The organism is Anaeroplasma sp. (genome assembly GCF_034179385.1).
In the GTDB taxonomy this organism is placed as follows: domain Bacteria; phylum Bacillota_I; class Bacilli_A; order Acholeplasmatales; family Anaeroplasmataceae; genus Anaeroplasma.
In genome coordinates this window covers 18,450-42,128 of sequence record NZ_JAXFPY010000019.1, presented here as the reverse complement: position 1 = coordinate 42,128, position 23,679 = coordinate 18,450, and the positions used below count along the sequence as shown (strand labels likewise).

General features: G+C 32.1%; 22 protein-coding genes. All 22 read left to right on the top strand.

Annotation, left to right across the window (positions count from 1 at the left end; translation table 11 throughout):
* The coding region (locus SPJ17_RS01385; protein WP_321092019.1) for a hypothetical protein at nt 1-352 on the top strand (352 nt) is incomplete at its 5' end.
* A 136-nt stretch (nt 353-488) separates the two neighbouring features.
* On the top strand, nt 489-797 hold the full coding sequence (locus SPJ17_RS01380) for a hypothetical protein (protein ID WP_321092017.1): 309 nt from the start codon (nt 489-491) through the stop codon (nt 795-797).
* An 18-nt stretch (nt 798-815) separates the two neighbouring features.
* On the top strand, nt 816-1,280 hold the full coding sequence (locus SPJ17_RS01375; protein WP_321092014.1) for a helix-turn-helix transcriptional regulator: 465 nt from the start codon (nt 816-818) through the stop codon (nt 1,278-1,280).
* Nucleotides 1,281-1,681: 401 nt separating this feature from the next.
* Complete coding sequence (locus SPJ17_RS01370) at nt 1,682-2,674, top strand: hypothetical protein (protein WP_321092012.1); 993 nt, start codon at nt 1,682-1,684, stop codon at nt 2,672-2,674.
* Nucleotides 2,675-2,779: 105 nt separating this feature from the next.
* Complete coding sequence (locus SPJ17_RS01365) at nt 2,780-3,526, top strand: aquaporin (RefSeq protein ID WP_321092010.1); 747 nt, start codon at nt 2,780-2,782, stop codon at nt 3,524-3,526.
* 282 nt (nt 3,527-3,808) lie between these two features.
* Nucleotides 3,809-5,974 (top strand): sodium-translocating pyrophosphatase, encoded by a 2,166-nt coding sequence (locus SPJ17_RS01360; protein WP_321092007.1) that lies wholly within the window; start codon nt 3,809-3,811, stop codon nt 5,972-5,974.
* A gap of 99 nt (nt 5,975-6,073) precedes the next feature.
* Entirely contained in the window at nt 6,074-6,793 is a 720-nt protein-coding gene (locus SPJ17_RS01355; protein ID WP_321092005.1) for a hypothetical protein, read from the top strand.
* 130 nt (nt 6,794-6,923) lie between these two features.
* Entirely contained in the window at nt 6,924-7,901 is a 978-nt protein-coding gene (locus tag SPJ17_RS01350; protein WP_321092003.1) for an AEC family transporter, read from the top strand.
* Between the two features lie 53 nt (nt 7,902-7,954).
* Complete coding sequence (locus SPJ17_RS01345; protein WP_321092001.1) at nt 7,955-8,545, top strand: hypothetical protein; 591 nt, start codon at nt 7,955-7,957, stop codon at nt 8,543-8,545.
* Nucleotides 8,546-8,799: 254 nt separating this feature from the next.
* Nucleotides 8,800-8,958: a hypothetical protein gene (locus SPJ17_RS01340; RefSeq protein WP_321091999.1), complete on the top strand. Its 159-nt coding sequence runs from the start codon at nt 8,800-8,802 to the stop codon at nt 8,956-8,958.
* Between the two features lie 59 nt (nt 8,959-9,017).
* Nucleotides 9,018-9,176, top strand: a complete 159-nt coding sequence (locus SPJ17_RS01335; RefSeq protein WP_321091997.1) for a hypothetical protein — start codon at nt 9,018-9,020, stop codon at nt 9,174-9,176.
* A 41-nt stretch (nt 9,177-9,217) separates the two neighbouring features.
* Nucleotides 9,218-9,376: a hypothetical protein gene (locus SPJ17_RS01330; RefSeq protein ID WP_321091996.1), complete on the top strand. Its 159-nt coding sequence runs from the start codon at nt 9,218-9,220 to the stop codon at nt 9,374-9,376.
* Between the two features lie 87 nt (nt 9,377-9,463).
* Nucleotides 9,464-10,030 (top strand): carbonic anhydrase, encoded by a 567-nt coding sequence (locus SPJ17_RS01325; RefSeq protein WP_321091994.1) that lies wholly within the window; start codon nt 9,464-9,466, stop codon nt 10,028-10,030.
* Nucleotides 10,031-10,184: 154 nt separating this feature from the next.
* The gene (locus SPJ17_RS01320; protein ID WP_321091993.1) at nt 10,185-11,027 is read left to right on the top strand and encodes a hypothetical protein; all 843 of its coding nucleotides are present in this window, start codon (nt 10,185-10,187) and stop codon (nt 11,025-11,027) included.
* 50 nt (nt 11,028-11,077) lie between these two features.
* Nucleotides 11,078-12,085 carry a hypothetical protein gene (locus SPJ17_RS01315; protein ID WP_321091992.1) on the top strand — a complete coding sequence of 336 codons (1,008 nt, stop codon included), beginning with the start codon at nt 11,078-11,080 and terminating at the stop codon, nt 12,083-12,085.
* A gap of 131 nt (nt 12,086-12,216) precedes the next feature.
* A complete protein-coding gene (locus SPJ17_RS01310) occupies nt 12,217-13,062 on the top strand; it encodes a diacylglycerol kinase family protein (RefSeq protein ID WP_321091991.1) in 846 nt (281 codons plus the stop codon).
* 169 nt (nt 13,063-13,231) lie between these two features.
* Complete coding sequence (locus SPJ17_RS01305; protein ID WP_321091990.1) at nt 13,232-19,930, top strand: InlB B-repeat-containing protein; 6,699 nt, start codon at nt 13,232-13,234, stop codon at nt 19,928-19,930.
* Between the two features lie 80 nt (nt 19,931-20,010).
* Nucleotides 20,011-20,256 carry a hypothetical protein gene (locus SPJ17_RS01300; RefSeq protein ID WP_321091988.1) on the top strand — a complete coding sequence of 82 codons (246 nt, stop codon included), beginning with the start codon at nt 20,011-20,013 and terminating at the stop codon, nt 20,254-20,256.
* A 49-nt stretch (nt 20,257-20,305) separates the two neighbouring features.
* Entirely contained in the window at nt 20,306-20,920 is a 615-nt protein-coding gene (locus SPJ17_RS01295; RefSeq protein ID WP_321091986.1) for an HD domain-containing protein, read from the top strand.
* Nucleotide 20,921: 1 nt separating this feature from the next.
* The gene (locus tag SPJ17_RS01290) at nt 20,922-21,422 is read left to right on the top strand and encodes a nitroreductase family protein (protein WP_321091984.1); all 501 of its coding nucleotides are present in this window, start codon (nt 20,922-20,924) and stop codon (nt 21,420-21,422) included.
* An 8-nt stretch (nt 21,423-21,430) separates the two neighbouring features.
* Nucleotides 21,431-22,729, top strand: coding sequence for a methylenetetrahydrofolate--tRNA-(uracil(54)-C(5))-methyltransferase (FADH(2)-oxidizing) TrmFO (trmFO, locus tag SPJ17_RS01285; protein WP_321091981.1), 1,299 nt, complete (start codon nt 21,431-21,433; stop codon nt 22,727-22,729).
* Complete coding sequence (gene xerA, locus SPJ17_RS01280; protein WP_321091979.1) at nt 22,722-23,657, top strand: site-specific tyrosine recombinase/integron integrase; 936 nt, start codon at nt 22,722-22,724, stop codon at nt 23,655-23,657. The genes trmFO and xerA overlap by 8 nt, the downstream gene beginning before the upstream one ends.
* The last annotated feature ends 22 nt before the right edge of the window (nt 23,658-23,679 follow it).

Sequence of the window (23,679 nt, the reverse complement as noted above, 5' to 3'; positions counted from 1 at the left end):
TCTTGGTGCTACTATTCTTGCATTGCTTATGATTAACCCTGATACAAACCAATTACTAGAACAGGCTAATGGTTGGATTGCTGTTATTATTCAGTACATCGTTCGTGTAGGAATGATTATTTCTAACTTTGTAATGGGTATTTATAATGCAAAGACTATCTTTAATGATAACTACTTAAGACCTATTAACAATAGAATACGAATGCTTGATGAGTACAAAATTTATAAGACCGAGAACAAGTGGCAAAGTAAAGCTGACATTGAAAAAGAAATTAATGACCGAGTAAGAGAACGAGTTGAGCCTATTGTTCAAGAATTAGAGAAAATTGAACAAAGACAAAATATACAATGATGGGGTGGATTTATTTCCACCTCTTTTTTTTATTGTTAAAATATTTTAAAATACGAAAAATCGTGCATTTGCATATTGACATATACGAAAAATCGTATATAATATAGATGAAGATAGGGAAAGGAAGTAATAAATTATGAAAGTATTAGCAGTTAAAGAATGGTTTGTTAGAAAAAATGGTTTATGTAATATATATGTTGACTCTGTATTAGAGGTTAGAGAAAAAGCAGTTAAAATCGCTATGGTTGATGGTCAATTCACAAGAACATATTGGTGTCCAAAGTCTTGTTTAGAAATCGTTGCTGATGAATATGCAAACGAGAATGTATATTTAAATGTTGAAGAAGCTACATTAGAAGAAGCAATAGAAATGAATAAGTGTGCTGTTTCTTATGATGAATTAGTAAAGATGAATAGAGAAGAATATAATTTCTATGCAAGATAATATTAGGAGGAAATAAAGATGAAATTAAGAGAGATCCGTACAGCAAAAGGGATGACCTTAACACAGGTTGCTGAATTAACAAACATTCCTTACAGAACATTACAAGACATTGAAAGTGGTAAAATAGAAAAAACCAAGTACGAAAACTTATACTTGGTTGCTGATGCACTAGGTTGTTCAGTTGATGAACTTGTAGCATTACCTGAATATAGAATCGAATCACACATTACCAATAAGGGTAATTCAATATTGTTCATTACAACATCAAGAAGAGAAGCAATAACGACTTATGTTAAGTATTATTTAGAAACAACTCTTGAGAATGAGCAATTTAAGAGAATTACATTATATAAAGAAGATGTAGAGATATGTAGATTCCAATTGGAACAGATAGACAATAAGGTTGTTGAAAAGCATTCATGCAATAAAGAATACATTTCTTATGACCCTATTTATAACTATAAGAACAAGAAGCCATTCTAATATGGCTTTTTCTTTTCCTTTGGGTAAAGAGTTGGGTATTTTTTGCGGTACGTTGTAAAAGGTTTTAAAAGATTTTAAAAGATTTTTATATTTTGGTTTACTAAAAGTTTCCAAAAGTTTCCTAATTTTTACTTATTTTATTCTAAAAATAAAACTTTATAAAAGAATTTAAAAAAATTCGTGTTCGAATCCCTCCGTCGACGCCACGTTGGATTGATGCGACTTTTATATAGTCGCTTTTTCTTTTCTTCGTAAATTTTAAACTTTATTTATTTTTACTATTAGTATATACTTGTATTAAGTAGAAATTATAATGAAGCACTAAAAAAAGCCTAAGTTCCTTAAGGGGAAATTTATTTACCGTTTTGTTCTTTTGCTATAAGAAATAAAAAGGATGTGATATGATGAAAACACTAAAAAGAATTATGCAAGTTCTTGGCTTTTTATTACTTTCCATAGCTTTGCTATATGTAACAATGAGAATCACAGGACATATCGTATTAAAGGATTTTTACGATCATGCTACTAAAGAATTACCGATTCCTGGTTTATTCGATGGATTTACTCCGCAGGGATTAGAACTTGATGAAAAGACAAATACATTTATAATTTCCGGATATACGGAAAAAGAAGGCAGAATCTATTTTGTAGACAAGGATAAAAATGTAAAATGGATTTACGCAAAATCTACTACTGGCGATGTTTGCAAAGATCACTTTGGTGGCGTAACTATTTATAAGGATTATTTATTGCTATCTGGTGGTAATGGTGCGTCAACAGGAAGACAATTCATTTATACATTCAATCTTTTAGAAGCATATAATGCTAAGAATGGAGAATGTATAACTGCAAAGGCAGAATCTGATGTTTATGTTGGTACTGCTTTTATAAATGTAGAAGATGATATATTATACGTTGGTGAATTTAATCATGATGGTCATAAAACATATGATGTTAAAGCAACAACCAATAGAGCTTGGATGCCAGAGGATGCAAAGGCAATTATGTTAAGCTATAATTTAAATAGTGATGGTACAATTGGAAGTGTTCCAACCAAGGCATATTCTATTCCAGATGATGTACAGGGGATGGCATTTACTCCTGATGGTATTGCATTTTCAGAGTCTTATGCGATAAATCCAGCTCAAATTGCTATTTATCAAATTCCTACATCATCTACATCAACCATTAAAATAGATGGGCATGATATTCCATATTATGTATACAACGATGAAGTATTAGTTAAATCCATCAAAGTTTCTCCTATGATTGAAGGAATTGTGTATTCTAATAATTTACTATATACACTAAATGAATCTTCTTCTCATAAATATTTATTTGGCTTATTGTTTAGAGGAAGTTATATTTATAGTTATGATTATATGCATGAATAAACGCCAGTTTTGGCGTTTTTTCATTTTATTTTTTTTACAAAGCACAAAACATAGTTATATTATGGAGAATAAGTGATATAATTATCCATAAGGAGGAAAATCAAAATGAATTTATTAAAAAGAGCATTTGCTGAAGCCTTTGGTACTTGTGTATTAACACTTGTTGCTTGCGGTGTTGCTGTTTTTTCAAACGGTAATTTAGTTGCAACATCCTTAGGTTTTGGTCTAGTTATTGTTGTTATGGCTTATTCCATTGGTAATATTTCAGGATGCCATATCAATCCAGCTGTATCTTTAGCTATGGCTATTCGTAAAGAGATTACATGGAAGGAGTTTGGCGTATATTGCGCTTCTCAATTTATTGGTGCATTTGTTGGTACAATGCTTCTTGCTGCATTCACAAGACAATTTGACGCTTTAGGTGGCAATGAGATTAGTGTAGTATTATATAACCATGAAACATTAGAATTAGATGCATGGAGCTATATGGGAGCATTCTTAATTGAAGTTTTATTAACTTGTATCTTTGTATTTGCAATTATAGGTGTTACAGATAAGAAGTTTGGAAATGGCAAGCTAGGTGGAATTGTTATTGGTTTAGCATTAACACTAGTTCATCTAATTGGTATTGGCTTTACTGGTACATCTGTTAATCCAGCAAGAGGCTTCTCGGCAGCGATTTGTCAGCTATTTGCAGGTGATAATACAACTAGTGCAAGTCAAGTGTGGATTTGGGTATTAGCTCCATTTGCTGGTGGTGCATTAGCTGCAGTTGTATACAGTTTATTCTTTGAAAAGAAGGCTTGTGATGATCAAGCTGAAACTCTAAAGACAGTAGAAACAAAAGAATAAAAGAATGATAAAAATCCGATTTAGGTCGGATTTTTTATCATTTTTACGATATTTTTATTAAAATTTATGTAACTACGTTATAAAAACAACGTGTTCATGTTGACATAAATTGTAAAAATAGGTATAATAAACTCCATAACAATACTTATTAATAGAATGAGCTGATTAAAAGAAGATGCATTTTAAGTTCTTTTTAAAAAAGCATTATTTTTTTTGCACTAATTTTATATGAAAGCGCTATTATATAGTATTAAAACAAAAACGAGGAAGGTGTATTAAAATATGGACAAGACAGTATTGTTTGTTCTACTTGCAGTAATCATTGCAACTCTAATCACAATACTTTATGTATTTGTATTATTTCATAAGGTATCTAGAGTTAAGATTACAAATGCAAAGGTGGATGAAATCCACAAATATATTCATAAAGGAGCAATGACATTCTTAGTAAGAGAATATAAGATTATCATACCATTTATTATTGGTGTAGCAATTTTATTAACTTGCTTAGGCTTCATTCCTGCGCTTCAAGATGCAGAAGCAGTAGGCTGGAAGGCTGCAATTTGCTTCGCTATTGGTGCGGTGTTCTCAGCTACAGCTGGTTGGATTGGTATGTTTGTTGCTACAAAGGCTAATGCGAGAACTGCTGTTCGTGCAAATGATGAAGGATTATCTAGTGCACTTAAGGTTGCATTCTCAGGTGGTGCAGTATTAGGTTTATCCGTTGTAGGATTTGGTCTATTAGGTTTAGCAACTATATTCTTAGCTTCATTTGGTATTGAATATGCTATAAATCCAGGAGCAGAATTAAAAGATTTAGTAAATGCTCCAGTTAGCATTTTAGCTGGTTATTCCTTAGGATGTTCATTAATTGCATTATTCAGCCGTGTTGGTGGTGGTATTTATACAAAGGCTGCTGACGTTGGTGCTGACTTAGTTGGTAAGGTTGAAGAGAATATGCCAGAGGATGACCCAAGAAACCCAGCTACAATCGCTGATAATGTCGGTGATAACGTTGGTGATATCGCAGGTATGGGCTCTGACTTAACAGAATCCTATGTTGGTTCTATTATTTCATGCTTAACTATGGCATTATTAACATTTAATTTTACAGACGCTGTATCTTTAAAGTACGTTTTATTCCCTGTTTTAATTTGCGGAGTTGGTGTACTTTCTGCAGTATTATCTGTATTAATTTTCCGTGCTAGAAAGTGGAATAATCCACATAAGGCATTAAATATTGCAACATATATTGCAACAGGTATTGTATTGCTTGCTACAGTATTCTTAGCAATTTTCTTCGTTGGACTTAATCCTGTGGAAACTCAAGCAGGAAAGTCAATTTCTGGTTGGCAGCTAATTATCGCTGTTGTAGCTGGTTTAGCATCTGGTATTGGTGTTGGCTTCATTGCAGAAATTTATACTTCTTCAGATTATAAGGAAGTTAAGAGAATTGCTGCTGAGTCTCAAACTGGTCATGCAACAAACATCATTGCTGGTTTAGGTTCTGGTATGAAATCTACTGGCTTAACTATTGCTGTTTTAGCAATTGCTATTGCAGTTTCTTATTTCTTTGCTGGATCTTATGGTATCGCACTTGCTGCTGTAGGTATGCTATCTACTGCAGGTATTACAGTTTCTGTTGATGGATATGGTCCAATTTCTGATAATGCAGGTGGTATTGCTCAAATGGCTGAATTACCTGAGGATGTAAGACATATTACGGATCATCTAGATTCTGTTGGTAATACAACTGCTGCCATTGGTAAGGGCTTCTGTATTGGTTCTGCAACGTTAACATCTTTAGCATTTATCGTTTCATTTATTGAGGCTGCGCAGGTTGATATTTCTTTAGCTAACCCTGCAGTACTTGTAGGTATGCTTGTTGGTGCAATGCTTCCATACTTATTCTCAGCACTTACGATTTCATCTGTAGGTAAGGCTGCAAATAAGATGGTAGAAGAGATTCGTGATCAGTTCTCAACACATCCTGGTATTTTAACAGGTGAAGTAGTGCCTGATTATAATCGTTGTATTGATATTTCAACTAAGGCTTCCTTAAGAGAAATGATTCTACCAGGTGTAATTGCTGTAATATCTCCAATTGTTGGTGGTTTAGTATTAGGTGCTGCAGGCTTAGGTGGTATTCTAATTGGTGCATTAGTTTCTGCAATTATGCTTGCTGTATTCATGGCAAACTCTGGTGGTGCTTGGGATAATGCAAAGAAGTTTGTCGAAGAGGGTAACTTTGGTGGTAAGGGCTCTGAAACTCATCATGCTGCAGTAACTGGTGATACTGTTGGTGATCCGTTAAAGGATACTGCAGGCCCAGCTATGGATATTTTAATTAAGCTTATGTCTGTTATTTCCTTAATTTTAATTCCAGTATTAACTGCTCCAGGTATGAAGTCCTTATGGGAATTAATCGTTAGCTGGATTCAAAAGTAATTGAATGAATTAGGATGCGCAAGCATCCTTTTCTTTTTCCTCTGTTGTTTTGAATACTTTAAAATGTTATGATACAAATAGATGATTGAGGAGGATTTTATGAATCAAAAATATGAATTCGTTACTGTGGAAACTTTAAAATTTGTAAAGATTGATAAGGATTTATTCTTAATTGATACTGGCTCTCCTTATAGTTTTTTTAAAAAGAATGAAATAGAAATCGATGGTGTTATTTATAAAAGCTCTGGCTTTAATGAAATTATAAAGGATAGAATGGAAAAGCTATCTCAAATTGCTAAAGATAAGCTTAATGATGATATTTCTGGATTAATCGGCTTAGATGTCATTTTAAAGAATGGCTTAACGATTCGTATCAAGGAAGGTTATGTTTCTTTTTCTTTTGAAGCGATAGAAACAAATTCTTGCTTTGATTACACTGTAAAAACGATCAAAGAGCAAAACTATATTATCTTTAATGATATTGATGTGCTTGGTATGATTAAGGAAGGTTCTCATCCTTTTATATTAGATACGGGCGCGTGCGTGAGCATATTTAGACAAAACATTTGCACTCATGCTCAATATGCTTATAGAAGAGAATATTATTATCCTTCCTTAGGAAGAACGTTATCTGGTGATTTTATGTTCTTTACATTAACCCAAAAGAGTCAATTAAAAGTCGTTGCAGGAGCAAATATGGATAATGACTTAAAGAATCAATTCGATTTCTTGGGTGTAGATGGAGAATTATGCTTCAATGATTTTGAATATGATATATTATCTATAGATATAAAGAATAAACAAATATTATGGAAATAGCTAGCTTAGGCTGGCTTTTTGTTTTTGTAATAATTCATAGAGCTTAATGAAATGAGTGTATTTTTGAAAATGTTATCATTTTGCAGTGCAGGAATCTATCTATTATAATTACCATTAAAGGAGTGGTATTATGCTTGATACATTTATTACCTGCGTCATTCGAGTTGCTGTATCCTTATGCTTTGCAATACCTGGATTTCTTTTATGCAAGACTAAAAGAGTATCTGAAAAGCATTTATCTACGATGTCAACAATTCTAGTATATATTTGCGGACCTTGTATGATTATTTATTCATTTTATAATGCTGCGGTATCTGCAAGCATAAATGATTTAAATAAAGGACAAATGGCATTAGATATGCTATATTTTGCTATCACAACATTTTTATTACAGGCCATATTTATGCTTATCCTATATTTTATATTAAGAAGGAAATATGAGGATGCAAAATATAGATTATTGACCTGCGGGTCTGTTTTAGGTAATGTAGGCTTCTTTGGACTTCCTTTAGTAGTATCCTTAGTGCCTGGAAATCCTTTAATGGCTTGTTATTCTTCTATATACGTTATAACAATGAATTTATTAGTATTTACTGTTGGGGTATTCTGTCTTACAAATGACACAAAATATATGAGCATTAAATCCGCGTTAATGAATCCAACAACCTTTGGATTATTGCTTGCAATTCCTGCATTCATTTTTGGGGATAAAATTGAAAGCTTTACTATAGTTGATGCATTTGCTTCTGGTATTAATTTATTAGGGCAAATGACGACTCCACTTTGTATGCTCATTTTAGGTATTCGTCTTGCGACAGTTTCCTTTAAAGCCTTATGGATTAGACCGTTCATTTATTTAATTTGCTTCTTAAAAATGATAATTTTTCCGGTTGCCTGCTTTTTTGCAGTATACTTCCTACCTTTTCTTACCCCTGACTTTAAAAAGGCAATATTAATCATTTCTGCAGTGCCATGTGCATCGGTAATCTTGAATATGGCAGAGATTCATCATGCCGAAGAAGAACTTGCTGCAAATTGCGTTTTGGTTTCGACAATATTATGCATGGTAACTATTCCAATGGTTACTTTACTTGTAAACATACTTTAAAAATATGCCGATTTCATGGTACAATGGAATCGGCTTATTTTTTGAGGTGCAATATGAACGAAGAAATAAAAAGGTTAGAAGATATGATGCAACAGATGCAATCCTTTATGGATGCACTTGTTAAATATTATAAGAATACATTGACAAGAGAAGTAGTTTTTGCAGGAATGATCATAAAGAAATCCTTAGATATATTAGATTCCTTAGAATATGCTTTGAGGAAATATAATATAACTGTTCAAATATCCTTATTAAGATTATTATGTGATAATTGTCTTGCAATACAATCGGTCATAGAGCTTGGACTTAAGCAGGTTATGGATATGATTCAAAATAACGAGCGTGTAAATAACTATATGGTAAGCGAAGAACAAAACATGAGTGATGGCTATTTGAAAAGATTAGTCGATGAAACTTATCCTGGCTTTGGCAGGGTGTATAAATTTGCATGTGATTCCGTTCATTTTTCAAAGCATGCTATGGCAACTACCTTTTTAAAGGATAAGGATGGCACCATCACACCTCATGTCGATGTAGGAAATAAAGAACTTAAGGATGCCCTAATTGCAAATAATGGTTCTATTATTACTGTTTCAAAGATAATTTTAGATATGCTAAAGAAGGTATGTATACCGAATTGGTAAAATGAGAGGTTGACTCTCATTTTTTCTTTTTACAAGCAGTACATTTTATGAAAATATATGAAAATGCTATGTAAAAATAATGTAAGAAAAGTGAAAAACGATAAAAAACGGTTAAAAATCATAAAAATAGGCCAAAAATCACGCTTTTCGTTATGAAAATGATATGAAAAAGTTTTCATATTTTTGTGAAAATGGTTACATGTTTTCATTCTTGCATAAGGGTATATAATACAGGCTGTAGGAGGGATAAAGATATGAATACACTACTTATGGTTGTATTAGTAGCTTTAGTAATAGCAGTCATTACTTATCTTTCCAACGTATTACCTGACATGGGTGGTAACGAGAAAGGTAAATGTAGTTCTGCTGATTATGAGCTTGCCGATAAGATCGCGCAAAGAAAGAATAACTAATACGAAAAAAAGAATTAAAAAAATTATAAATATAGAAGAACCTAAAAGGAGGGATTAAGATGAACACATTCATTATGTTAGCATTAATTGTATTTGCGACTATTGTTTTAGTATATCTCTTCACTGTCTTATCCGATTATAGAGGATTTGGAGCAGGAAAATGTGATGAAGAGGATTACAACATCGCAGATAAAATTGCAGCAAAGTTAAATAAGTAATTTAAATTAATAATTTATAGCGAAATGAGGAGGAATTCATTATGCAAACAATTTTAACATTCGCATTATTAATTTTAGCAGTACCTGTTATCGTATATTTATATCACGCTTTATCTGACATGAATGGTCTTGGTAAAGGTAAGTGCAACTCTAAGGATTACGAGATTGCAGATAAAATTGCAGAAAAGAAAAATATTTAAAGTGTTTTGAGTGTTTTGTTTTGGAAAAGGGCTAGCAATGTTTTGCTAGTTCTTTTTTTCTGGTAAAATGGAGTAGAGGTTATTGTTATGGTAAATAAGATAATAGAAAGTGATGTTGCCCTTAAGTGGCTAGAAGAAGGAAATAGGGATTATATGGATTCCATTCATAATCATGGGGATATTTCAAAAGAAAAAAGAATATATACCCATCATCATGGTCAAAATCCCTTCGCAGTGATTGTTGCCTGTAGTGATTCAAGGGTAATTCCTGAGGCAATATTTATGAAGGGTATTGGAGATTTATTTGTCATTCGTCAAGCAGGGAATGTATTAGATGATTTTGGACTTGGATCCATTGAATATACAATAGATCACTTAGGCTGTAAGCTCGTTTTGGTTTTAGGACACACAAAGTGTGGGGCAATTCAATCAAGCTTAGAGGGGACATCTGATTCCTTCATAGGTAAAATCATAAATGAAATTAAAAATTCGATTGGAAATGAAAATAATCCAAATATTGCATGTAAGAAAAATGTACTCTCTACGGTACATAAAATTGAGAATCTCATAATAAAGAAGGATGAGAGATATAAGGATGTTTTAATTAAAGGTGGAATTTATCATACAAGCACAGGACATGTTGAAATTTTATAAAAATTCATTTTTTTCTTTGAAATATGAAACAAAAATATAAAAATACGTACTTTATTCATTTTTTGCTTTAATTTCATTAATGACTATGCTATAATAATTCTTATGAAAAAGGGGATAGAAATATCTATTTCTTTATTATTTTTGGAGGAAGAATATGGCTAACGAAGTTAAAAAGGGAAGCGTTGAAGAAAAATGCTTAGAGCGTTTATATCCAAGAAAACTTGCGCTAGATTGGTGGCCTGAGGTTTTCATGGATAAGGGCTGTGTAAAGTTATTTGAGGATTATGCATATAAGCCTGCAAAATATGCAGATAAGATTAGTAAAATGGATGCAGCTAGATTATTGATTGCAGAGTATAATACCGTAGAGGTTGCTAAGAAATATTTAAGGGATCATCCAAAGGCTATTTTTGTTAATTTAGCTTGTGGATTTTCTACTGTATTCCAGCAAATTGATAATGGTCAGTGCCGTGCATATAATGTAGATACACGTGATGTTTTAATCGCAAGAAAGGAAGCCGTTGGTAAGGGAGACCGTGAGCAAGGTATTATTGCGGATATCCTAGAGGATGATTTTTCTTGGTTTGAAAAGATCGAATGGACAAGAGATGATGGTATTTTCTTCTATGCATTAGATTTATTCCATTATATGAAGCGTGAGGATGTTAAGAGAATTGTTGCAAATATTGCAGTAAACTTCCCAGATGGTATGATGGTATTTGATGCTGCATCAAGAGATGGCTTACCTAAAATTTTAAAGACAAGATACGATGAGGATGAGGTTAAGAATAATGCTGGCTTCTATTTCTCAGTAGATGATGATGCACAAATTTCAAAGTGGAGTGTAAGAATTGCAGATATTTGGAGACATCCATTATACACTTATTACACAAAAAAGAAGGCAAACAAGCTTGGCTTAATCAATTTAATGGCAGTTAAGGCATTAGATTCTAAGAATGAAGTACAGTTTGTTGAGTTGACATTTAAACGTCATTAATTTATCATTAAAGGGAGATTTACTCCCTTTTATTTTTCGAGGAGGTATCTATGGATAAAAGAATTATAAAGGATGAGGAAGTATCCTTCATTGAAATTAAAAATGATAAAAATTTAGAGGTGACTCTATGTACTTTTGGTGCTTCATTTTATCGTATTGTATATAAAGGTAAAAACCGTATAATGACACCAATAAATCATAAGGAATTCTATTATAATGAGCAGTATTATGGAAAGCTTGTTGGTAGATTTTCTGGTAGAATCAAGGATGCTACATGTGAAATTGACGGAAGAACTTATGATCTACCAAAGAATTGGAATGGCATGAACTCCTTACATGGTGGACCTAAGGGAATTTCATTTTCCAATTTTGATTATGAAATAAAGGAAGAGGATGAATCTATAGATGTTATCTTCACATTCCTTGAAAAGGAATCCTACCTACCAGGAGATGTTTCCTATAGGATTACATACCATGTCTATAAAAATATAGATAAAATATTACTCGATATGGAAGCATATACTTCCAAAACAACAATAGTAAATTTAACAAATCATGCTTATTTTACATTATCTAGTGGTAAAGAAGTAATTTTAGATGAAATCTTGACCTTAGGCTGTAAATATTATGGAGATTTAGATATGAACCTTATTGCTAAATCCATTTGTGAGGTAAATCCTATAATGGATTTTACAAAGGGACATGAAATTGGTAAATATATAGAGGATCCATATTTACAAAATCACACCTCCTTTGGTTATGATCATTTCTTTGTAAAAACAAAGGAAGAGGATTCATTTGCAGCAAAGCTAAAGAATAAGAAAGAAGGTATAAGCCTTACCATTCATACTTCCTATCCAGCTATCGTAGTTTATACGGATAATTATCCTACCAAGATGGAATATGAGAATTGTAAGCATGAGAAGAAATATCAAGCCATTGCCTTAGAATGCCAATATATCCCTAATGGAATAAATATGGAAAATGTAGATAAGGCATTATTAAAGCCAAAGGAGCAATATAAGGAATATATTTCCTATACATTTGAAGAAATTTAAACAGAAGTCAGGCTTATGCTCTGACTTTTTCTATGCAATAAAAAAGTTAAGTATTTTTTACATTTTTTTGTAATAAATAAATCATTTTGTGCTACAATTATTTATAAATAGAGAAGGAAAAGGTGAGTTTTATGAATTATGTACTATATAATCCTCTTGCAAGTGCAGGTAAGGGAAAGGAAAATTTTGAGCAAGCAAAGTCTCTTATCGATAAGGAATTTCAAGAATATACCTCCGTTAATCTTGAAGAATATAAGCCTGAGGAATTCTTTCCAAGCTTAAAGAGTGAGGATAAGGTTTTAGTTTTAGGTGGAGATGGTACCCTAAATGTTTTCGTGAATAATATTAAAAATTATAATGTAGATTGTGATTTATATTATTATAAAGGTGGGAATGGCAATGACTTTTTGGAGGATGTAAAGGAAACACCTGACCAAAAGCTTGTTTATTTAAACCCTTATTTTAAAAGATTACCTAAAATTACGGTTAATGGTATGACAAGATATTACGTTAATGGAATTGGCTATGGTATTGATGGAATGGTTTGCGAGGTGGCAGATAAAATGAAGGCAGAGGGCAAAACGGATATCAATTATGCAAGCCTATCCATTAAGCTATTGCTTCACGGATATAAGTGCCCTATGGCTACTGCAGTAGTTGATGGAAAGGAATATCAATTTAAAAAGGTATGGCTATGCTCTGCCATGAATGGAAGATATTATGGTGGTGGAATGAAGATTGCACCAGGCCAAGATAGACTTGGGGATACACTATCCTTAAGCGTTATTCATAACGCAGGTAAATTACGTACCTTATTGATTTTCCCTAAGATTTTTAAGGGCGAGCATGTGAAGAATAAGAAAATGTCTACCATTCTTACAGGAAAGAAGATTACAGTAACCTTCACACATCCAATGGCACTCCAAATTGACGGTGAAACTGTAACCAATGTAACTACATATACCGTAGAAGCATAAGGAGCTAGATAGCTCCTTTTTTTTTATGCATTTTAAAAGTTACAACCTTTATCAGCGGAAATTACTTTTGTAATTAACAATGCATTTTCAAAATGTCAACTAAATTTGACATATTTAGACATTAGTAATATAATTACTACGATGGGTTAATGCTTTAGGAGTTAGTATTATGAAAAAAAAGATAATTATTACAATAATTATATTATTAACAACAGTTCTCTTAGGCGTAGGAGGTTATTTTATTTTTGCCTTAAATCAAGGCCCTGCGACCATTGAGGATTCCGAAGCAGATTTTGAATCGACACTACTTGAGGCACCAAAGGATGGCACAAACCCAAGTGAGCATTCCGTTGAGGAAAATGTTGCATATGCTCTTTGGACTATTGCCCATACGAATGAATTTTATTCATTAACTACAGGTACTGCTCAAGCATCCATTGCAAACCAGCAGATTTATAATAAAAGAGTTGTTCATGATGGTAAGGCTATGGTTACAATGATTTCATCAGGCCTTATATCTACAGCAAAACAAAAATATTATATGAAGGATAAGGTTTTATTAAGAGATGCTACAAGCATCAGTGGTGATACAGCAACATGGATTACCTCTGAGCCTGAATGTGTTTCCTACAAAACACTTATCCAACGTTATGGATGGCTTCCCTTCCAAGCCACAGGCTATATCATTTGTAGTGATACCTATATCCATAAGGAAGAAATGAAAATGGTGGATAACCAAGATGGTACCTATACTCTATATTTTGATTTGGATCCTGATGGAAATAAGGCACCCTTCTGGTATAGAAGAGAAGTATTAACCAATGCGAATTCTTCCATTGTACCAGAATTTTCATATATTCATTATGAGATGAAAATCAATTCCAATTGGCAAATTGTTTCTGCAGATGTTCAAGAAACCTATAAGGTAAAATCTATGGGTGTTGAGGCAATTACTAAGACGAATTGTCATGAGGAATATTTCTATGAAAATGTAGCCTTTGATGAAGAACCATATAATTATTTTGAATCCTATGCATATTTATCTGTATTAGATGACGAAGAAAATCCAATGGAAAATACAGCGGATCCGATGAGTATAATCGTTGAATCCTTACAAAATAGTGACAAATCCAATAAGACCTTGGAATTGGATATAGCAGGGGATGGTTTTAAGAAAAATGGTCTTGTCGCATTAAATATATCGGATTTGACTAAGGTCAAGTTATATGCTGATTTTGGTGATTTATACGTAGAATATACAGATAGTATTTATATATCGATAGGCGGAATAAAGGTAAAGACGAATGTTAAAGAATTAATGAATATTATCTCTCAAATTACAGATGAGCTCCCAAAGTCTGATTCAGATGGTTCATCCTTAGATGTCAATAAGATTTTGGCGGATTTATCAAAATCCACTTTAGTTCTCGATGGAGAAAATGTATCTATCGATACTAATTTAGATATCCTTGGAATAAAGCTTTCTATTCATTTTGATATTAAGCGTGTAGAGGATACCTATGCTTTAAAGAGTGCATATGCTAATGTAGATTTATTTGGTACAAAAGTAGAGCTTTCTATTAAAGAATCGAATAAAAAGATTTCTCCTAAGTCACATAATGATTTTATGGATTTAGCAAATCTAGAATTTATCGCTTGTGATATTGCATCTATTATTAAGAATAAGAATGTAGATTTCAATTTCATGTTAGAATACCAGGATATTAAAGGTACAGCATTAGGAAATATATCCTTTGAAGATGGCATCCATGTAGATATGAATGTAGAGGTTTCCTATAAAAACAAATCTATTTCAATGGATCTATATTATTTTAATGACGTCATTTATCTATCTATGATGAATGCTAAGGTAAAGATTACAACCAAGGATTTATTGAGATTCGTTCAAAAATATACAAACCAAACCATAGATTTTTCTAATGATTTTGATATGGCGAGTCTATTAAAGACAATCTTTACAATCGATTATGATTCCTTACTTAAAGAATTAGTTATTGAAGAGGATTCTTTAGATATCGCTATATCGTTAAAGCAATTTATAGATAGCATAAATGAAATAAAGCTTTCTGTTCAGGATTCCAATAAAGGATTTGATGGAAGTATATCTATAAATGATATAAAGGCATCCTTTAGCTTAGGTGATTTAGGCTATAATGTAAGAGAAATACAGGATAGTGAATATAATTATTTAGTTTATATAGAAGGCTTCATAGATGATATCTTAGTTATTTGTAAGAATAAAAAGCTAAAGGTTTCCTTAGATATGGTATACCAGAATTTATCTATTCATGCAGATGGTAATTTAGATTTTAACGAAAAGCTAAAGGCCAATATGGCTATAGATTTCGATTATAAGAATAAGAATATTCATATAGATTTATATTATCTAGAGGATATTCTATACTTCGATTTAGAAGATATTCATTTAAAGATATCTAAGGATGATTTATCTAAGATGATAGGATTGTTTATGGATTCTGATATGTCCTTAGATAGCTTCCTTCAAATGGATTTTGAAAGTATAATCGATAGCTTAAGAATTACAGAAGAACAATTTGAGCTTGATTTGAATTTGAATGGAATTCTTGATAGCCTATCTAAGGTTCAAATCATTTTGAAGGATTCCTTAGATGGCTTAGATTTAGGCATATCCATTAAGGATTTATTTGATATTTCCCTTTTGGTAAATGATTCCTATAAGGATTTTGAATTGAAAGAGGAGGAATATCAGGATTTAGGTATGCTTTATGATTTTGCAAGATACCTTAAGGATATAATGAATAATGAAAGTATTTTACTTCATTTAGAATTTAATCATGAGATTTTAAATGTTCAAGGTGATCTTCAATTCTCCTTCAAGGAGGAAATCGCATTAACATCCACGATTTCTGCAAGTTTTAAAGATTTAAACATTTCATTTAATGTATCCTATTTTGATCATGAAAAGGCCTTATTCATTGATTTATATAACAATCATATTTCAATTCCTGTATCCTTATTCATAAAAGATGCTACAAACATTACTATAAAGGATATTTTAGATATTCTATTTGATTATGATTTCATTTCTATGATTCAAGCGATGGTAATACATTCGAATTCATTTGAAATGAATATGAATTTATCCAATATAGATATATTAAATTCATTCTTTAATGATTTATCTCAGGTGGATTTAAGTATTTCACTAGAAAATGGTAAGATAAATCTTACATCGAATACCTTTGGTATCTCTTCAAGTATTACATATTCCATGGATAAGGTGATAAAGAGAGAAGAATCCTATATCGATTTAAGCGATATGGTATCTAGCGTATCTGAACTTATTTCATGGATTAGTAAGGAATCCTTCAGGATTTCTTTAGATGGAAGTGTTCATATTTCATCTATAAAGATGGATTTAAATGGTTATATAGATTTATTATTGAGTGACAATCAATATGACCTATCGGGTTATTTCCATATTGAGGTTTCTTCTACACTTCATGATATCTATTTCAAATATCATATGGGTATACTTTATCTATATTATGGAGATGTTATCTTTGGTATAGATATGAATCAACCTGTAGAATTCCTAAAGGATGTATTGAATGCCTTAGAAATAGAAATGCCAAAGCTAACCCAAGATAAGCTCGATTCTATCTTAAATCATTTAAATATTAAGTCTAATGGATTTGATCTTGATTTATCTAGCTTAATGGATGTGATTACTAAGATTACATTCATCTTTACCTACAATAAGGATTTCGATAGTTTTAATCTAAATGTTGATTCTACAGAATTGGATATTGATGGAACTATAGAAAAAATTGATTCCTATTCGATTACATTACCAGAATCTTATTTGAATAATGAAGATATTATATCTTTAGCAAAGATGGTAAGAAGAATTCTTAATTTAATCAAGAATAAAGCATTCAACGTCCATTTCGATTTAGATACAATCGATAATGGTAGTAAGCATTTAAATGTTTTAGGTGACCTATCGATATTCTTAGATATTCCTGAAGGTGAAAAGCTAAGCTTAGATTACATTTCCTTAGGTCTAAATTTAGCCATCACAGAATATGATCCTAATGGTGGTATTAAGGTTATCCATAGAGTAGAATTAACATTCATTGATGATATGCTTTATATCATTTATGGAAATAATGAATCCAATCTTGAAAGTAAGATTAAATTCAATTTAGATAAGAATTCCTTATTATCTACTTTAGCATCCATTACAAGTGTATTCGGTATTCCACTGGATTTCTTAAAGGATTATGTAGATGCCAGCTTAGAAAATGTTGATTTCTCTCAATTGACAGATTTATTTAAGAAGGATAATAAAATTATAGACGTATCTAAGGCTCTTAAGGCTTTAGAGATTTATGAGGATTCGATTCATTTCGCTTTAAGCTCAAATATAATAAGTGAAAATATTCCAGAGTCCAATTGGATAGAATTCGATTTAATCTCGAATGATACAACTCCATTAAGTTTATCGATTCATGGCTTATATACAGATTATGTATCTAATCAGGAATATACGAAAATGGATGTAAATGAGGTTATGGTATCCTTAGATCCAGATCAAATTTTAGCACCTTCATCCTTAAAGGGATATTATGACATCTCAGATTTAGATGAGCTAGTGAATGGCTTATTGATTACAGGTGCGAATAAGGATTATGCGATTGCATCTACCATTACCTTAGGGCTTCCTGTTATTGCAGATATCAATGTTCCAATCGATGCAAGAATAAGAGTGCTTGAGGATGGAAGCCCACTCGTTTATCTTCATATCGATTTAACGAATATAACCGCTGCAGCAAAGCTTATTGGTTTATCAAAGAAGAATGTATATTTCTATTATCAGGATGGATATGTATATATCTATAGATTAGAGAATGATGGTACAAGCTATAAGCTTAAGATTACAAAGGAAGAATTCTTTGATGATATTATCTATTATCTATTAGATTTCTCCTTAGGTATGCCAAAGAGTATTTTAGACAAAATTAATTCATCCTCTTCAAACGAAGATTATGTTGTTGATGCAGGTACAGTAATGAATAGCTATTCCTATTCGAATCATAGATTTGATATATCCTTAAATATGAAATCCCTAACAGGCAATTCCAATTTAGGTAATTTATCCTTAGGATTATTATTAAAGAATATTGCAGTATATAAGAAGGATGATTTAACCGTTCAAACAGCTTATGCACTAACAGAAATCGTTGATTTTAACTTCGATTTGGTTTCTGTAATAAATCTATCCACAAGCTCCCTAAAGCTTACAAATTTAGAGGATATTGATGGTTATACATGGTTTAAGAATATTGAAATGGAGGATGTAGTAAGCTTTATTTCCTCCTATAGCTATGGTACGGATTTAATTTATAAGAATGATTCCTATTATGGTAAGAGAAGCCATACGATTACCTTCATCTTAAATCATGGAGAAAACCAATATTTTACAGGTCAGTATGGTACTGCCATTCTATTCCCCGAGCTTGAGGTAGTAGAGGATTCTTCAAAATATTATCTATTTAAGGGCTGGTATAAGGATAAATACCTACATGAACCTTATTTAGAAACTAGTGTTGGAGATTCTAATATTACTCTTTACGCAAAGTGGGAAGAGGTAAGCTATTATAATTTGAATGTTCATTCCATTAGTGGAGATAAGAATTATTCTTTATATAATGGAGAGGATTTATCCAAATATTTAAATGAAAAGGTTTATACAGATGCCTTAGGCAATTCTTATATATTCAAGGGCTATAGCCTAAGCTTAGATGGAGATTTCATCGATATATCCTCTATGCCAAATCACGATTTAGATTTATATGCAAAATGGGAAATCATTTCCTATAAGGTATATATTGATGATTCTTATTATATGGATTTATCGAGTAGTACAAGCTTAAGCTTAACTCAGGATTATTACTTGAAGGCGAATGACATTTATTTCTGTTTTGAATCTACATATTTAACTTATGATGTATTAGCTATCTTATACAATGAATATGTAACCTTCTTGGATGGTGTTGGCTATATTTATTTATATAGCGATCTATCTAGCCTAGAGGATTATTATAAGGTTACCTTAGATTATGATTATCATAAATTTAAGGATAAGCTTTATAAGGCTATAGTATTACCAAAGCATATGGATTTTTCTTCTAGCTTATTACCAAATAGTATTTATAATCATATGAAAATTAATTATTGGTATAACGAGGAAGTAGAATATCATTATGGTAATATTCATGAAATTCTTCACGAGGATATTACCTTATCTGCATATTATGCAACCTATGATTATCTATCGTTTGGATATGATCAATCGAGTGGTGAGGAATTGTTAAGCGTAACAGGCTTCAGCTATCAAGAATCTACAAGTATAAGGGTAATATTACCTAAATATGTATATATTCATAATTCCTATCAGATTTTAAGATCATTATTAATTAATGTCGATGGTGATAATAATAAATATTCTTGTTTCACAGGTAAGGAAAATATTTCATCGATTATATTTAATGAAGGCTTTAGAATTATTGGAGATAATGCATTTAAGAATTGTAAAAATCTTACAAGTGTATATTTTAGTAGTACAGTAGAAGCGGTTGCATCCGATGCCTTCTATATGAATTCTAAGAATGAGGCAAAGAATATAAGGTTCTATTTCGATACTTCATCTAAAGTAAATAAAGACAAGTGGCTAGCCTATAAGGGTACGTTTGGTACGAAGTATTATTATGGTGAGTCGAATGGCTTAGGTGAAAATCTAACGACCGCATTTAATACCTATAGTGGTAGAATCTCTGATATTGTAAGAACTATGATTTAAGGAACTGGATATCCATTTGGATATCCGTTCCTTTTTTAAAAATTTGTGGTATACTACCTAATAAGTTTTGAGGTGATGATATGAAGCATAATCCATTAGATATCATTTCAGGTATCGTATCCGTATTTATTGGAATTTTAATTGCCTTTACATTTATTATGATTTATTGTTTTTCCGATTTTTCAAATCATGGGGATGTCGTCCTTTGGATTTTTCGTATTCTTTATTTAGGAATATTCCCAGGATTTGGTCTATTCTTCATTGTAAGAGGGGTAATTTATTTCTTTAAGAAGGATAAAATAGAAGAAAATGAAGAAAATGAGTGAAATAAATAAGAATTTAATGGTATAATTAACTATTAAAGAGGTGAAGCACATGAATTATGATTTAATGCTTGAATTTGTTAAAGAAAAATTAGAAGTGACAGATGGTATTGCCTCTAAGAATCCGCTTCATAATTTTAGAAATAGATATTACCATTCGAAAAGGGTATATGAATGGTGCAAAAGAATTCATACAGATTTGGAATGTGATTTAGAAGTATTATATACTGCAGCGATTTTTCATGATGTAGGAAGGGGTAGTCTAAAAGAAAATCATGCCCATGTTGGTGCTTTAATCTTTAAGGAATATGCAAAAAATCATAATTTCAGCGAGGAATTTACGAATAGGGTTTATGATTTAATTGAACATCATTCCGATAAAAATCAAATTAAGGATAAGAATTCCTCAAACGAGCTTGTCCTACTTTTAGAGGCGGACCTATTAGATGAGGAAGGTGCCTTAGGTATTGTTTGGGATTTAATGGCCTTAGGGAAAATGGAAAATAAGGATTATTATGATGCCATGGAGGCCTTAAAGCATGCGAAGCATATTTTAAAGCAGGATTATATGGTAACACCCCTTGCTAAGGAAATATGGGAGCATAAAAAGGAATTAGTAAGAGTATTTATCGATGATTTAGCAAAGGATTTATTTTTGGAGGAATAGCATGGATTATTTTGAATGTATTCAAAAAAGATTCTCTTGTAGAAGCTTTAAGGAAGAGAAGGTTTCAAAGGAGATATTAGAGGGTGTGCTACAGGCAGGTCTTTTAGCCCCAACGGCATGTAATTATCAGCCCGAGAGGATTGTTGTTGTAGAGGATCCATCTATAATAGAAAGATTAAAGGAGGCTACAAGATATACCTTTAATGCAAAGACGATATTGATTGTTTGTCATGATAAAAATGAATCCTGGCATAGGGGAAATGATGGAGTAGACCATGGTATAGTAGATAGTACGATTGTGGCAACACAAATGGTTTTAGCTCTTACAAGCTTAGGGCTTGCCTCTTGTTATGTATGCTCATTTAAGGAGAAGCTAGCAAGAGAAATTTTAGGGCTTAGTGATCATTTACATATCGATATTATGCTTCCGATTGGATATCCAAAAGAGGTTTTACCTCATAATAAGAGAAAAGATTTAGACAGTATTGTAATTTATAAATAGAGGTTTTTATGAATATAAATATTATAGGTGCAGGCTTAGCTGGTGTTGAGGCTACATGGTATTTAGCAAAAAAAGGGTATGATATTACCCTTTTTGAAATGAGACCAAAGAAGATGACTCCTGCACATAAAACAGAAAAATTTGCAGAGCTTGTATGCTCAAATTCCTTAAAAAGTGATTCCTTAGAGAATGCTTGTGGAATCTTAAAGAAAGAAATGGAAATGCTAGATTCTATTGTGATGAAATGTGCAAGATTGCATCCTGTAGATGCGGGAGGTGCACTAGCCGTAGATAGAGAAGGATACTCAGAAGAGGTAACATGCCGAATTAAGGCATTACCTAATGTAAAAATTGTCCATGAGGAGGTAGCTAAAATAGATACATCCATTCCTACTATTATCGCAACAGGCCCACTCACTAGTGGAGCGTTATGTGATGAAATTAAGAAATTGTTTGGACTAGATGATTTTTATTTTTATGATGCCCAAGCTCCAATTATTTATGCAGATTCTATCAATTATGATAAAGCATATTTAAAAAGTAGATATGATAAGGGTGTTGCATCCTATTATAATTGTCCTATGACAAAGGAAGAATTTGATAAGTTTTATCATGCCTTAATTACTGCGGAATGCGTAGAGGAGAAGGATTTTGAAATTAAAGTATTTGAAGGATGTATGCCAGTAGAAATTATGGCCAAAAGAGGACCTCAAACCCTAACCTTTGGTCCAATGAAGCCTGTAGGATTAAGAACTCCAGATGGGGTAAGCCCTTATGCGGTAGTACAGCTTAGACAAGATGATGCGGCCAAGACCATGTATAACATCGTAGGATTCCAAACGCATTTAAAATTTGGCGAACAAAAAAGAGTATTCCAAATGATTCCAGGGCTTGAAAATTGTAGGTTTGCAAAATATGGTAGAATGCATAGGAATACATATATTAATGCACCTAAGATATTAAATCCTACCTTCCAAACGAAGAAATACCCAAATATATTCTTTGCAGGACAGGTTTCAGGAGTTGAGGGGTATGTAGAATCCGCAGCATCCGGCATATATGCAGCAATTAATATGGACCGCTATTTGAAAGGAAAGGAATTACATATATTCCCAAATACTACAGCACTAGGGTCCTTATCCTTATATATAACAAATGCGAGCGAGAAGGATTTTCAGCCGATGAGTGCGAATTTTGGAATTATGGCGGATTTAGATTTTCCTCATAAGAAAAATGAAAGAAAGGCATTATATGGCAAAAGAGCCATAGAAGTAATGGAAAAGGAGATTAAAAGTTTAAATGACTGATGAAGAGGCTATAGCTGAATTTTTAAATTACATAGCTCATGTTAAGAATTATAGCGAAAATACAGTTTTGGGGTACCAAAAGGACATTTTAGAGTTTAAGGATTTCCTAAAGAGTGAAAAAATGGCTCCAAACCTTTTTCGTCTTCGCCCAATTATACCTAAAAATTATGTAACCTATCTTTCGAATTCGAATCTCGCATCTACATCCATTCATAGAAAGATATCCTCCTTAAATAGCTTCTATACTTATTTTTATAAGCAGGAATTAATTAAAGATAATTATTTTAAGGAAGTAGAAACACCTAAGATTGGTAAAAGATTATTAAAGAAAATTACCGATGAAGAGGTTATTATGCTGTTTGAAGCCTGCGATTTAGAGAATAAGCTAGGATTCAGAAATTATTGCATATTGGGCTGTCTATATGGCTGTGGACTTCGTGTATCTGAATTATGCAATATGGAAATAAAGGATATCGATTATGCAAAAAGGACGATAAGAATTCATGGTAAGGGCTCTAAGGATAGAGATGTCATTATGTATGAGGGCTTAGATGAGGCCTTAAGGCATTATATTTCAACATTCCGTGTGGAATTATTATATAATACGAAGGATTTAGAAAATCGTTATGTATTCTTAAATAAAAATGGAACTAAGCTTTCTAGAGTTGGTGTAAGAAAGATTTTAGAGGGGCTTGTAGAAAAAGCGGGAGAGCATTTTCATATATCTCCCCATATGCTAAGGCATTCCTTCGCAACAGCGCTTTTAAAGAATGGAGCGGATTTAAGAAGCGTTCAGGAGCTTTTGGGTCATGAGTCCTTATCGACAACATCGATTTATGCTCATGTCGATTACAACATGATGATGAAGGAGTATCAATTGTCTCATCCAAGAGCAAAAAGAATCGATGTTGAAGAGAAGAAAAAGTGATATGTTGGATTTTTCTTGTAAT